The 14,591-nt window shown below is 67.6% G+C and carries 7 protein-coding genes; 5 read left to right on the top strand and 2 right to left on the bottom strand.

Annotated features, from left to right (window positions below; translation table 11 throughout):
* The first annotated feature begins 133 nt into the window (after nucleotides 1–133).
* Complete coding sequence (locus LK996_RS11360; protein ID WP_230527331.1) at nucleotides 134–2,707, top strand: alpha-amylase family glycosyl hydrolase; 2,574 nt, start codon at nucleotides 134–136, stop codon at nucleotides 2,705–2,707.
* Between the two features lie 22 nt (nucleotides 2,708–2,729).
* Nucleotides 2,730–4,145, top strand: a complete 1,416-nt coding sequence (locus LK996_RS11355) for a sugar porter family MFS transporter (RefSeq protein ID WP_230527329.1) — start codon at nucleotides 2,730–2,732, stop codon at nucleotides 4,143–4,145.
* A 27-nt stretch (nucleotides 4,146–4,172) separates the two neighbouring features.
* Here the strand turns inward: LK996_RS11355 and LK996_RS11350 are convergent, their stop codons facing one another.
* On the bottom strand, nucleotides 4,173–7,253 hold the full coding sequence (locus LK996_RS11350; RefSeq protein WP_230527327.1) for an alpha-1,6-glucosidase domain-containing protein: 3,081 nt from the start codon (nucleotides 7,251–7,253) through the stop codon (nucleotides 4,173–4,175).
* Between the two features lie 2 nt (nucleotides 7,254–7,255).
* Nucleotides 7,256–8,863 (bottom strand): alpha-glucosidase family protein, encoded by a 1,608-nt coding sequence (locus LK996_RS11345; RefSeq protein WP_230527325.1) that lies wholly within the window; start codon nucleotides 8,861–8,863, stop codon nucleotides 7,256–7,258.
* Between the two features lie 192 nt (nucleotides 8,864–9,055).
* Here LK996_RS11345 and LK996_RS11340 point away from each other — a divergent pair, with 192 nt between their 5' ends.
* The 3 genes from LK996_RS11340 to LK996_RS11330 are packed head-to-tail and all read left to right on the top strand — an operon-like array spanning nucleotide 9,056 to nucleotide 14,425.
* A complete protein-coding gene (locus LK996_RS11340; protein ID WP_230527323.1) occupies nucleotides 9,056–11,137 on the top strand; it encodes a glucosidase family protein in 2,082 nt (693 codons plus the stop codon).
* Between the two features lie 19 nt (nucleotides 11,138–11,156).
* A complete protein-coding gene (locus tag LK996_RS11335) occupies nucleotides 11,157–12,671 on the top strand; it encodes an MFS transporter (protein ID WP_230527321.1) in 1,515 nt (504 codons plus the stop codon).
* Nucleotides 12,671–14,425, top strand: a complete 1,755-nt coding sequence (locus tag LK996_RS11330; protein ID WP_230527319.1) for an alpha-amylase family glycosyl hydrolase — start codon at nucleotides 12,671–12,673, stop codon at nucleotides 14,423–14,425. Before LK996_RS11335 ends, LK996_RS11330 begins: the two co-directional genes overlap by 1 nt.
* Nucleotides 14,426–14,591: the final 166 nt, after the last annotated feature.

Here is a 14,591-nt window from a genome sequence, read left to right as displayed (position 1 = left end):
ACTTTTTTGCATACGTATTCATTACATCCGCGTTGCCTGCCGCTCGGCAGGGCGTCGGCGCGCATGGAATAGTCGGGGTCCGCCGCCCCCGAGCCCCGAGCCGCCCATGCATTCAGGTCCGCGCATTGCAGCCTTGGCGGCGCTCCTCTGGGCCGGATCGACCTTCGCGGCCGTGCCCGGCGACGGCCCGCTGCACGTGCCGTCGCCCGATTGGCGCGACCAGGTGCTGTACTTCCTGATGATCGACCGCTTCGCCAACGGCGATCGCGGCAACGACGACCAGCACGCAGGCGAGTTCGACCCCGCCGACAACGCGAAGTGGAGCGGCGGCGACCTGCGCGGCGCGCGCGAGCGCATCCCTTATATGCAGGCGCTCGGCGCGACGGGCGCCTGGATCACGCCGCCCGTGGCCAACCAATGGTGGAACCCGCGCTCCCGCTACGGCGGGTACCACGGCTACTGGGCGACCGACTTCTCGAAGGTCGACGCGCATTTCGGCACGCTCGGGGACTACCAAGCGCTCTCGCGTGCGCTGCACGGCGCGGGCATGTACCTCGTGCAGGACGTGGTGGTGAACCACACCGCGAACTTCTTCCGTTTCGACGCGCCGCCCGACGAAGCGGACATCGCACGCGGCCTGTCGTTCGCGCGCGACCCGCAGGGACGGACGGCGCCGACGCAATCGCCGTTCGACCGCAACGATCCGCGCGACCCCGCGCAGCGCAAGCAGGCGATCTATCACTGGACGCCGGACATCGTCGATTTCTCGAACGAGACGCAGCGCCTGACGTGGCAGCTCGCCGGCCTCGACGACATGAACACGGACAACCCGGTGGTGCGCCGCGCGTTGCGCGAGAGCTACGGCCAGTGGATCCGCGACGTCGGCGTCGACGCGTTCCGCGTCGACACCGCGTTCTACGTGCCGCCGACGTACTTCCTCGACTTCCTGCATGCCGACGATCCGCAGGCGCCCGGCATGGCGATCGTCGCGAAGGAGACGGGCCGCAACGATTTCCACGTCTTCGGCGAAGGCTTCGCGATGGACAGGCCGTTCGACGACACGCAGGCGCGGCGCATCGACGCGTACATGCGCACGCCCGACGGCACGAAGCTGCTGCCGGGGATGATCGACTTCCCGCTGTACGGCACGACCGTCGACGTGTTCGCGCGCGGCGTGCCGACCGCGCAGCTCGGCGATCGCCTGCAGCGCCGCATGCAGGTCCACGCCGATCCGTGGCGCATGCCGACCTTCATCGACAACCACGACGTCGATCGCTTCCTCGCCAGCGGCGACGAAACCGGGTTGAAGCAGGCGGTGCTGATGCTGATGACGGTGCCGGGCATCCCGGTGATCTGGCAGGGCACGGAGCAGGGCTTCACCGAGCAGCGTACGTCGATGTTCGCCGGGGGTTACGGCGCGCAGGGGCGCGATCACTTCGACCAGGACGCGCCGTTGTTCCGTTACGTGCAACGCGCGATCGCGCTGCGCCGCGGCGACAAGGTGTTCTCGCGCGGCACGCCCACGGTGTTGCGCGACAACGGGGCGGGTCCGGGCCCGATCGCCTGGCGCATGCGCACCGATGATGGCGCGCTTGCCATCGTCGCCATCAACACGGCACGACACGAGGTGTTGCTCGACAACCTCGACACGGGCGCCGCGCCCGACACGCAACTCGCGGGCGTGTTCGCGATCGACGGCGAAGCGCCGGCGCTGACCACCGATGCCAACGGGCGCGCGACGCTCGTGATGCCGCCGCGCGCGGGCTTCGTGTGGAAGTCGACGAACACGCCGGCCGAGGCGGGCTTCTCCGTCCGTCCGCCCTCGATCGATCCTTTGCCGCAATCGCGCTTCGGCGGCGACTTCACCATCGCGGGCACCGCCACCGGCGCCGAGCCCGTGCGCATCGTCGTCGACGACGACATCGAGCACGCGCTCACGGTCAAGCCGCGCAACGGACGCTGGGAAGCGAAGCTCGACACGTCCGCGATGATCGACCCCGATGTCGACCACGTCGTCGTCGCATGGGAGCGCACGTCGAACAACGCGAGCGAACGCCGCACCTTCCGCGTCGCGCGCGCATGGACGCCGGTCGCCGCGTTCGACGACCCGCAAGGCGACGACACCGGGCCGGACGGTCGCTATGCCTATCCGAGCGACGCGAGCTACACGCCGCGCCAGGGCGACATCGAGCGCGTCGAAGTCTCGACCGCCGGCGGCGCGCTGCGCATCGCGTTGCGCATGCGCGCGCTGAGCGCGCCGTGGAATCCGCCGAATGGATTCGACCACGTCGCGTTTTCCCTCTTCATCGATTTGCCGGACGAGAAGGGCGGCGCGCGCGCGATGCCCGGCCAGTTCGCCGACGTCCCCGACGACATGCGCTGGGACGTGCGCCTGCGCGCGAACGGCTGGACCAACGCGATATTCTCGTCGAAGGGCGCCTCCGCGACGCAGGACGGCACGCCGATCGCCGAAGCCGCGCTGCTGCATGTCGATGCCGCCACGCGCACCATCTCTTTCACGATTCCGGCCGCGGCACTCGGCCGTGCGACCGATCTGTCGGGCGCCCGCGTGTACGCGACGACCTGGGATTACGACGGCGGCTGGCGCGCGCTCGCGCCGGAAGCCGGACCGCACGCATTCGGCGGCGGCGATCCCGCGCGCGATCCGCGCGTGCTCGACGCCGTCGGACCCATTCGAATTCCATGAACCACCTCGGGGGAGGACCACGATGAGTACTGCCGCACCACCGATCGAACAACACGCCACCATGCGCGTGTTGCTGATCACCGCCGCCGCCGCGCTCGGCGGATTCCTGTTCGGTTACGACACCGCCGTGATCAACGGCGCGGTCGACGCGATTCGCGGCGAATTCGGCCTGAGCGCCGTCGCCACCGGTGTCGCCGTGTCGTGCGCACTCGTCGGTTCGGCGATCGGCGCGTGGTATGCCGGTCCGCTCGCCGACCGGTTCGGTCGCGTGTCGACGATGCGCGTGGCCGCGGCGTTGCTCGCGATCAGCGCGCTCGGTGCGGGCCTCGCGTTCGGCGTGTGGGACCTGATCTTCTGGCGCATCGTGGGGGGCATCGGCGTCGGTGTCGCGTCGGTGATCGCGCCGACGTACATCGCCGAGGTCTCGCCGGCGCACGTGCGCGGACGGCTCGGTTCGATGCAGCAGCTCGCGATCGTGCTCGGCATCTTCGCCTCGCTGCTCGCCGATGCCTGGCTCGCGAACACCGCGGGCGGTGCGGCGCAGCCGTTGTGGCTCGGCATGGACGCGTGGCGCTGGATGTTCCTGGTCGCGGTCGTGCCTGCGCTGATCTACGGCGCGCTCGTGTTCGGCGTGCCGGAATCGCCGCGCCATCTCGTCGCGAAGGGACGCTTCGAAGAGGCGAAGCGCGTGTTGCGCGACGTGCTCGACCTGCGCAACGAAGGCGCGCTCGACGCCAAGCTTGCCGACATCCGCAACAGCCTGCGGACGGAGTACGTGCCGCGTCTTTCGGATCTGCGTGGCCCGCGCATGGGGCTGCTGCCGATCGTGTGGGTCGGCATCCTGCTGTCGGTGTTCCAGCAGTTCGTCGGCATCAACGTGATCTTCTATTACTCGTCGACGCTGTGGCATTCGGTCGGCTTCAGCGAATCCGATGCGTTCTCGATCACCGTCGCGACGTCGATCGTCAACGTGCTGGTCACGCTCGTCGCGATCGCGCTGGTCGACAAGGTCGGGCGCAAGCCGTTGCTCCTCGTCGGCTCGGCGGGCATGGCGGTCACGCTCGGCCTGATGGCGGTGGCGTTCTCGCATGCCACCGGCACCGGTGCGTCGCTCACGTTGCCGGGCAACTGGGGCCCGACGGCGCTGGTGGCCGCGAACCTCTACGTCGTGTTCTTCGGCCTGAGCTGGGGTCCAATGGTGTGGGTGCTGCTCGGCGAGATGTTCCCGAACCGCATCCGCGCGATCGCACTCGCGGTCGCTGCCTCGGCGCAGTGGATCGCGAACTTCGTGATCACCGCGACCTTCCCGAGCCTCGCGGAGATGGGGCTGACGTTCGCTTACGGCCTCTATGCGGCGTTCGCGGTGATCTCGTTCGTCTTCGTGCAGCGCGCCGTGCGCGAGACGAAGGGCATGGAACTGGAAGCGATGACCGACTGAGGTCTGTCGAATCGAATGGGGGTTCGGCTACTTGCCAAATCCCCATTCCAGGAAGCCCGGCAACATCGCGGCCCACGACGATTGGCGATGGATGCCGCCGTCGAGTTCGACGACCTCGACCTCGTTCCCGGCCCGTTCGCGTAGCAACGTCGCGAGCTCATTCGCATCGTCGATGACGTCGATCATGCCGTCGCTGTCGCGATCGCCTTCTTCTTCCTTCGTGCCGACGGCGAAGTACGCGCGCAGGCCTCGCTTCGGTGCGTTGTCGGCGACGAGTGCTTGCGCGATGCGTCGATCGTTCGCATCGGCGAGCCAAAACGACGGCGAGAACGCGCCGATGCGGCCGAACACCTCGGGGTAGTTCCAGCCGAGCGAGAACGCGTGGATGCCGCCAAGAGACCAGCCGAGCACGGCGCGGCCGTCGGCATCGGCCTGCGTGCGCCAGTGCGCGTCGACGTAAGGCACGAGCGTGCCGACGACCCATTCGGACAATGCCTGCGCGTTCACGCCCACTTCGCCGTACTTCGTCGGCGACACGACGCTGCGGCCCGCGGCACGATCGGCCAGGCCGTAACCGGCCATGCGATCGCGCGGCATGTGCATCGCGACGACGATCAGCGGTGCGATCTTCTGTTCGCGGTAGAGGCGATCGAGCGTGTCGCGCACGTGGACGTCGGCGAGGTCCTGACCGTCGTCGAGATACAGCACGGGATAGCGCTTGCGTGCATTCGCGTCGTAGCCGGGCGGCAGCTGCACGTCTACGGTCATGTCTTCGACGCCCGACAGGTGCGCGGGCAGGCGGAACGTGAGCAGGTCGGGCAGGGTCGCGTTCTCCGGCTGCACGAACACCACGGCCGTGCGCGGCGGAATCGTGAAGCGCCCGGTGTCGCGATCGAATCGCGCGTCGCGGGCGCGCACGTCGGCCGCCGTCGGCGACAGGTGGACCGGATGCAAGACCCACGGTTCGCCGCGCGACGCGGGCAGCACGACGTCGCGCGCCTGCGTCGATGCGTTGAGGAAGTACTGCACGGCGGGGAAGCGCGCGCCCTCGAGGTCCGTGCCGTCGAGGCGGCCGGCGACCAGGTCGGGCGTGCCGGTGTCGGGGAAGGTCAGGCGCCGCTGCACATCGTCGGCGCCGCGCAAACGGAACAGCGTCGAACTCGCGCGAATCCGCACCAGGTCGCGAAACGCATCGCGCATCCACGCGATGTCCGCGGGGCGCGGCTCGATGCGCGCCGCATCGGCGAGCAGCGGCTCGATCGCGGCGTAATCCTGTTCGTTCTCCTTCGCCGGCGGCAGCGCACCGCCGAAACCGTTGTCGGTATACGTCCAGTTGAGCCGATTGAACGCATCGCCAGAGTCGAAGCTGTTGCGATCCAGCGACTTCGAACGCAGCACGTCGATGCCCGCGTGGTAGTACGCGACGCCCTGGCTGAACGCCGTCGTCGCCGCGCCGAGCAACTGCACGCGCGCGCGTTCTTCCGGCGTCGTGTCGCGAGGCAGCTTCAGCGCCGCGATGTCGAACAGCGTCTGGTTGTCGTGGTTCTCGACGTAGTTGACGACCTCGGACGGTTGCGTCGCGTAACCCGCGGGCTGTCCGTGGTAATCGATCGCCGACAGCTTGCGTCCATCGGCAAGCGTGTAATCACGCAACGTGCCGGCGAGTCCCGTGCGTACGAGGTCGGCATTCGCCGCCGTCGCGCCGCCCGTGATCCAGCCCTTCGCGTCGACCAGCGCAGGCACGTGATCGCCCGGCCCGCCGCCGCGCACCGCATCGCGCGCGCGATCGCTGAACGTGCCGATGCCGGAACCGCCGAGCGACAACTGCGAGGCCTGCACGAATCGTTTGCCGTCGGCGACTTCGCCGAAGTTCCATCCTTCGCCGATCAGCGGAATGTCGCGGCCCGTCGCGGCCTTCAACGCACGCTGCAGGTCCTCCATCGCCGCGCGCGGCTGGTGGCCCATGAGGTCGAAGCGGAACGAATCGATGCCGTACTGCGTGGCCCACAGCACGACCGAGTCGCGCATGAGCTTGGCCATCATGCGGTGTTCGGTCGCGGTGTTGGCGCAGCACGTGGACGTGGCGAGCGCGCCGTCGTCGTTGTAGCGGTGGTAGTAGCCGGGGACGATGCGGTCGAGCACCGACCATCCGTCCTGGCCCGCGGCCATCGTGTGGTTGTAGACGACGTCCATGCCGACGCGCAGGTTCGCGCGATGCAGCGCCTGCACCATGCGGCGGAACTCGACGATGCGCGCGACGCCGTCGGGATCGGTCGCGTAGCTGCCTTCGGGGGCGTTGAAGTGGAACGGGTCGTAGCCCCAGTTGAAGCAGTCTTCCTTCGTCTCGCCGGCCGGCTTGCAATCGCGCTCGGGCACCGATGCGAAATCGAACACGGGCAACAGGTGCACGTCGGTCACGCCTGCATCGGCGAGCGCGCGCAGGTGGCGCATGCCGTTGGATTCGGTGTCGGTGAACGCGAGGTACTTGCCGCGATGTTCGACGGGGACCGTGGCATCGTCGCGCGAGAAGTCGCGCACGTGCAGTTCGTAGACGACGAGGTCGGTCTGCGCGCCGATGCGGTCGGGACCCTTGGGGTCCCAGCCTTCGGGCTTCGTCGCCGTCGCCGCGAGGTCGAATTTCAGGCTGCGGGTGCCGTTCGCCGCGAGCGCCACGGAATACGGATCGGTGACGCGCTGCCGCACGAGCCCCGTGCCCGGCACGAACACATCGACGAGATAGAGGTAGTACGTTCCGTCGCGCACGGGCAGGGAAGCACGCCATGCGCCGGTCGCGTCGTCGCGCCGCATCGCGTGCAACGCCGTCGAAGCGGAGCGCGGTCCGTCGTAAGTGCACACCGCAACATGGCGCGCGGTCGGCGCCCACAACGCGAAGCCATCGTCGTTCGCGCCGAGCGCAAGCTTGTCGGCCGCATCGCCGTAGCGCGCATCGAGCGCGGCCGGCGACTGCACGTCGCGTGCATCCGGTGCATGCGTCTTCGACAACACGGTGAACGCCGCGGGATCGTCGCAATCCGCCTGCGTCGCCGCACGCGACCACGCCGGCGCGGCGCACGCCAGCAGCGCGACGCCGGCCAGCCACGTTCTCACGTTCAAAGCTGCGCGAAGAACACGCCGCGCGCCGGCAGGTGCAGCGTGCCGTCCACGATGCGGCCCGTCGCCAGTCCGTGATCCCCGATCGCCTTCGCGTCCTGGTGCGCGGGCAACTGCCATGCGACGTCCTTCCCCGACAGGTTGAAGGCCACCAGCATCGCCTGATCCGCGTGACGACGCACGAAGGCGAGCACGGGTTCGGGCGCATCGAGGAACGCGATGTCGCCCTCGACGAGCGCCGGGTGTGCCTTGCGCCAGCGCAGGAAGCGGCGCGTCGCGTTGAGCGCGGAATCGTTCGCGGCTTCCTGCGCCGCGACGTTGAGGCCGCGATGCTCGGAAGGAATCGGCAGCCACGGCTTGCACGCGCTGAAGCCGCCATCCTCGGTCCACGGCATCGGCGTGCGGCATCCGTCGCGGCCCTTGAAGTTCGGCCAGAAGGTGATGCCGTAGGGGTCCTGCAGGTCTTCGAATGCCACTTCGGCTTCGGTGAGTCCGAGTTCCTCGCCCTGGTACAGGCAGACCGATCCACGCAGCGAACACACGAGCGCGACGAGTTGCTTCGCGAGTGCCTCATTGTCGGTGCCGTCGCCCCAGCGCGTCACCGCGCGCACGACGTCGTGGTTGGAGATCGCCCAGCACGGCCAGCCGTGCGGCATCTTGGCTTCGAGCGTCTCGACCGTCATGCGGATGTAGGCCGCGCTCCTGTCGTCGGTCAGCAACTCGAAGCTGTAACCCATGTGCAGGCGCGTGTCGCCGACGTACTCGGCCATCGTCGCCAGCGAGTCTTCGGCCGAGATCTCGCCGAGCGCGGTCGCGCCCGGATACCGGTCGAGCAACGCGCGCAGTTGTTCGAGGAAGCGGAGGTTCTCGGGCTGCGTGTTGTTGTGCCAGTGGTACTGGAACGCGTACGGATTGTCCGGGCTGAAGCCGCGACCCACGCGCAGTTCCGCCGGCTTGGGCGGGTTGTCGCGCAGCTTCGCGTCGTGGAAGCAGAAGTTGATCGCGTCCAGGCGCAGGCCGTCGACGCCGCGATCGAGCCAGAACTTCACGTTGTCCAGCGTCGCCTGCTGCACCGCCGGATTGTGGAAGTTGAGGTCGGGCTGCGAGGCGAGGAAGTTGTGCAGGAAGTACTGCCCGCGGCGCGGTTCCCAGCGCCATGCGACACCGCCGAAGATCGACAGCCAGTTGTTGGGCGGCGTGCCGTCGGGTTTCGCGTCGGCCCACACGTACCAATCGTGCTTGTCGTTGTCGCGGGTCGCGCGGCTTTCCTCGAACCACTTGTGCTCGATCGACGTGTGGCTGAGCACCTGGTCGATCATCACGCGAATGCCGAGTGCGTGCGCCTTTGCGAGCACGCGATCGAAGTCCTCGAGCGTGCCGAACAACGGATCGACCGCGCGATAGTCGGCGATGTCGTAACCGAAGTCGGCCATCGGCGACTTGAAGAACGGCGAGATCCAGATCGCGTCCACGCCGAGGCTGGCCACGTAGTCGAGCCTGTCGAGGATGCCGGGGAGGTCGCCGACGCCGTCGCCATCCGTGTCCAGGAAGCTGCGCGGGTAGATCTGGTAGATCACCGCGCCACGCCACCAGCGATTGTTGTCCATGCGTCCTCTTCGCGAATCTGCGCGCGCGCGAAAGCACGTGCGGCTCGGGCGTCATCTTCCACGCCGACGCCGGGCGCGCGGATTGAATACGTTTGCAGCCTCGCCGTCCAGCACGAGGCCGCTGCACTACCATGGGCCGGGGCAGAGGGAGTGGGTATGGCAGGGCGTTGGCGGAAGACCCGGATCCGGGTGGTGACGACGATTGCAGCGGCGCTCCTGGCGTCGGTGTTGCCGTTGCCGGGTGCGTTCGCGGCCGAGTCGGCGATGCGGAGCGAAACGGCCAGCGCCGAGTTCGACCGTCTGTTCCAGCTCGCGCAGACCGAGCTCGAGCAGGACAAGGTCGACGCGATCACCGACTGGTCGTTCAACGACCAGGAACCATTCCCCTGCGTATGCTTCGAGACCGGCGAGAAGTGGCATTACGTGTGGACGCGCGATCTGTCGTTCGCGGCCGACCTCGCGCTCGCGCGGCTGGATCCGGAACGCACGAAGACCTCGCTGCGCTTCAAGTTGTCGGAAGTGCGCAACCCGGCGCGTCCGCAAGGCCTGTTCGTCGCGCAGGACACGGGCTCCGGCGGCAGCTGGCCGGTCAGCACCGATCGCGTGGTGTGGTTCCTCGCCGCGCGTCACCTGCTCGATGATCCGAAGTTCGCCGACGAGACCTGGCGTGCGTTGAACGACACGCTGGCGCAGGATCGGCAGTTCGCGTTCGACGCGTCGATGGGCCTGTATCGCGGCGAGACCTCGTTCCTCGACTGGCGCGAACAGAACTACCCGGCGTGGACCGCGAAGGACACGACCTTCATCGCGCAATCGTTCGCGCTGTCGACCAACGTGCTGCATTACGAAGCGCTGCGCCTGGCCGAACGGATGGCCGGCGAACGCAACGATCCGCGCGCGGCGCAGTACAGGCGCGAAGCCGATGCGCTGCGCGAAGCGATCGACCTTCGTTTCTGGCGCGAGGATCGCGGGCTTTACATGAGCTGGTTCGGCCCGGCGTTCGCGCCGATGCCGGTCGAAAACTACGATCTGCTGGGGACGTCGCTGGCGATCCTCGCTGGCGTCGCCCCGCAGGAACGCGCGCAACGCGCGCTGGCCCATTATCCGGTCGTCGAATTCGGCAGCCCGGTGATCTGGCCGCAGCAGCCGAACACCGCGATCTACCACAACCGCGCGATGTGGCCGTTCGTCAGCGCCTACGCCTTGCGCGCCGCGCGCAGGACCGCGAACGCCGAACGCATCGAACACGAGATCCGCTCGCTGATGCGCGGCACGCAGCGCGCGGGCTCGAACATGGAGAACTACGAGCTCACCACGCAGGACGTGCACGTGGACGATGGTCCGCTGAGCGGCCCGGTGGTGAATTCGAAACGGCAGCTGTGGTCGGTCGCCGGTTACATCGACATGGTGCAGCGCGGTGTGTTCGGTCTCGAAGAGGAAGGCCGCGTCGCGCCGCTGTTGCCCGTTGCACTGGCGAAGGAGCTGTTCGGTGACAAGCGCGAGATTCGACTCGTCATGCCGGGGCGCACGATCGTGTTGCGTCGGCCGAAGCATTGGGTCGGGCCGTTGCTCGGTGCGGCGGACGTCGATGTCGATGGCGACACGATGACGATCCATCTCGGTGCCGGCGAAGCACCCGCGACGACGCTGGTGAAGACAGGCGCGACATTCGCGCCCGCGCAACCCGCAGCGCCGCAAGCGACGAAGACGGCCGACGGTTGGAAGCTCGCGTTGCCGGCCGGCACGCGGCTGTACGTCGACGGCGTGCTGCACACGAAGGAAGACGCGGCGCGCGACCTGGTGCTGCCGGCCTCCGCGTATTCGCAATGTCTCGCCGCCACGGCGGTGGCGAACGACATCGAATCGCTGCCGTCGCCGACCGTTTGCATCGGACCCGAAGACCGCGTCGCAGGCGAGTTCCCGCGCAAGTGGACCGCGCCGCGCGACGGCCGCTTCCGCGCGCATTTCCGCTATCGCAACGCGAACGGCCCGATCAACACCGGCATCACCGCCGCGGTGAAGCTCGTGCAGATCCAGTGCGGCGCCATGCGAGAGTCCGTTCCGGTCGTCATGCCGCACAACGAAACCGAGACGGATTCGACCGCGTTCATGTTCGAAGCGAAGGCCGGTGCACGCTGCACGTTCGCGCTCGAAGACGGCTTCAACATGAGCGACCTGGCCCACTTCACGAATTACACCGGCGGCAAGGGCGGCGCGAGCGGCCCGTTGAACACCGCCGATGTCGGCACCCTCACGATCGTGCCGGCACGCTGAGACACCACGAGGACCTTCGATGAATTCGTCCACCCACACGCCGACGCCCACCGCAAAGCCGACGCTGTCGTTCTGGCAGATCTGGAACATGTGTTTCGGGTTCCTCGGCATCCAGTTCGGCTTCGCGCTGCAGAACGCGAACGTCAGCCGCATCTTCCAGACGCTCGGCGCGAAGATGGACGACATCCCGATCCTGTGGATCGCGGCGCCGCTCACTGGCCTGATCGTGCAGCCGATCGTCGGTTACCTTTCCGATCGCACGTGGACGGGTCTCGGACGCCGGCGTCCGTACTTCCTCGTCGGCGCGGTGCTGGCGACGTTCGCGCTGTTCTTCATGCCGAACTCGCCGACGTTGTGGATCGCCGCCGGTCTGCTGTGGGTGCTGGACGCGTCGATCAACATTTCGATGGAACCCTTCCGCGCATTCGTCGGCGACCAGTTGCCGGTGAAGCAGCGCGCGAACGGATACGCGATGCAGAGCTTCTTCATCGGCGTCGGTTCGGTGATCGCGAGCCTGCTGCCGTGGCTGCTGGCGAAGTTCGGCGTCGACAACACCGCGGGTCCCGGTGAAGTGCCGGCGACCGTGCACTACGCGTTCTACTTCGGCGGCGCGGTGCTGCTGGGCGCGATCCTGTGGACCGTGTTCACCACGCGCGAGTATCCGCCGGAGCGCCTGCATGCGTGGGACGAAGCGCCGCCGATCGCGCCGCGTGCGCGCGACACCGGCCGCATGCGTCGCAACGCGATGATCTGGCTCGTCGTCGGCATCGCCTTCATCGCCGCGGTGGCGACGCAGGGCTGGGCGAAGGAGCTCTACATCCTCGGCGGCCTGGTCACCGCGTACGGCGTGCTGCAGTTCATGCGCACGACGATGACGGGCGAGGGCGGCTTCCAGCACATCATGGACGACCTGCAGGACATGCCGCAGACGATGCGGCAACTCGCGGTCGTGCAGTTCTTCTCTTGGTTCGCGTTGTTCGCGATGTGGATCTACACGACGGGCGCGGTGACGTCGGTGCATTACGGCAGCAGCGACACGACTTCCGCCGCCTACAACGAAGGCGCGAACTGGGTAGGCGTGTTGTTCGCGGCCTACAACGGTTTCGCGGCGCTCGCGGCGATCGTGATCCCGTTCATGGTGAAGCGCTGGGGCCTGCGTGTCTCGCACCTGGTCAACGCGACGCTGGGCGGCCTCGGCCTGATCTCCATCGCGGTGTTCAAGGATCCGCAGTGGTTGCTGCTGTCGATGGTGGGCGTGGGCTTCGCGTGGGCCTCGATCCTGTCGCTGCCGTACGCGCTGCTGTCCGACTCCGTGCCCGCGCAGAAGATGGGCGTGTACATGGGCATCTTCAATTTCTTCATCGTGATCCCGCAGCTGGTCGCGGTCAGTACGTTGCCCGTGTTGATGCGTTGGTTCGGGAACCACCCGCTGTACATGCTCGTGATCGGTGGGATCAGCATGATCATCGCGGGCCTGTGCGTGTTGCGCGTGCGCGAACCTGCGATGCATGCGACCGCGGCGGTGACGCCGTGATGCTCGCTTCGAAGCGTCCGCTCGCAGTCGCGCTCGGCGTCGCGCTGATCGCCTGCGCCTGCAAGCCGTCGACGCCGCCTGCCGAACCACAGGCGCAAGCACCTGCGCAGGCGCCCAAGCCCGTCGAGTACTACGGCACCACCGAACCCTTCGCCGCCGACGCGGTGTACTTCCTCATGACCGATCGCTTCGTCAACGGCGACGAATCGAACGACCACCGGGACCAGGCCGCGAAGAACCCGAAGCTGCGCACCTTCGATCGCCCGACGCCGGGTGCGCCGAAGGGCAAGTCCGACAACGTCGGCTACATGGGCGGCGACTTCCGCGGCGTGCTCGACAATGCCAACTACATCCGGGACATGGGCTTCGGCGCGGTGTGGATCACGCCGATCGTCGACCAGCCCGACGAAGCGTTCACCGGCGGCGAGCCGGTGAAGTGGGCGGGTTTCTGGACCGACGGCGGCAAGACCGGCTACCACGGCTACTGGGGCGTCAACTTCTACAAGCTCGACGAACACCTGCCGAGCAAGGACCTCGACTTCCGCGGCCTTGCGAAGGGCCTGAAGTCGCACGGGCTCAAGACCGTGCTCGACATCGTGGCGAACCACGGCTCGCCGTCGTTCACGATGCCGAAGGACCAGCCGAAGTTCGGCGAGATCTACGATCGCGACGGCAAGCTGGTCGCCGATCACATGAACCTCGCGCCCGAGAAGCTCGATCCGGCGAATCCGCTCAACGCGTTCTACAACCGCAAGCCCGGCATCGCGCAGCTGTCCGACCTCAACGAGAACGACCCGCGCGTGCTGCCGTACCTGCTGGGCGCGTACGAACAGTGGATCGGGCAGGGCGCCGACGCGTTCCGCATCGACACGATCGGTTGGATGCCGCATTCGTTCTGGCATGCGTTCTCGACGAAGATCCGCGAGAAGCATCCGGGCTTCTTCATGTTCGGCGAAGCGTTCGAGTACGACGCCGCGAAGATCGCCGAACACACCTGGCCGGAGAACGCGGGCGTCAGCGTGCTCGACTTCCCGTTGCAGAAGGCGATGGGCGAAGCGTTCGGCGGCGCGACGTCGGGCAAGCCCGCGGCAGGTTACGAGCGCATCGCCGAAGCGCTGCATCTCACCAGCGGCCCGTACGCGAACCCGTACGACCTGATGACGTTCTACGACAACCACGACATGCCGCGCATCGACGCGACCGACGACGGGTTCGTCGACGCGAACAACGCGCTGTTCACCCTGCGCGGCATCCCGGTCGTCTACTACGGCTCGGAAACGGGCTTCGAACGCGGCACCGCCGAGCATGCGGGCAATCGCAACTACTACGGCCAGGAACGCGTCGACGCCGGCAAGGACCACCGCATCTGGCGCCAGCTGCGTCGCATCGCGAACGTGCGCAAGCAGGTGCCGGCGTTGCAGCGTGGCCTGCAGGTGAACGTCGAAATGCAGGGCGACCGCGCGGCCTTCTATCGCGTGCTGCAGCAGGGAGAGGCGAAGCAGATCGCGCTGGTGCTGCTCAACAAGGGCGAAACCCCGGCGCAGTTCTCGGTGCGCGAGTCGCTGCAGGCGGGGCAGTGGAAGAACGCGTTCGATGCGACGACGGTCGACGTCGCGGCAGGTGGCGCGATCGAGGCGACGGTGGCACCGCATGACGTCGCGGTGTTCGTGCTCGATGGCGCGACCGTGACCGACGCGACGCTGACGACCGAATTGGATCGCGCCATGGCGCGAGCGCGTCGTCGCGTCGACTGATCCCAGAAAGACAAAGCCCCTGCCGAGGCAGGGGCGGACACGGGTTCGAAGCGCTTGTCATCGCGGCTTCGACCGGCTGCAGCTACCAGCCCGAAGGGCTCTCATTGCAGTCTCGAAGGTCGTGTGTTCCCGACGACGCAAAGTGTGCGTCGTCGGTCGTCGAAAT

The sequence above is a fragment of the Noviluteimonas lactosilytica genome (assembly GCF_020866925.1).
GTDB lineage: Bacteria > Pseudomonadota > Gammaproteobacteria > Xanthomonadales > Xanthomonadaceae > Noviluteimonas > Noviluteimonas lactosilytica.
The sequence above is the reverse complement of the archived record's forward strand: the minus strand, read 5'-3'. Positions and strand labels throughout refer to the sequence as shown.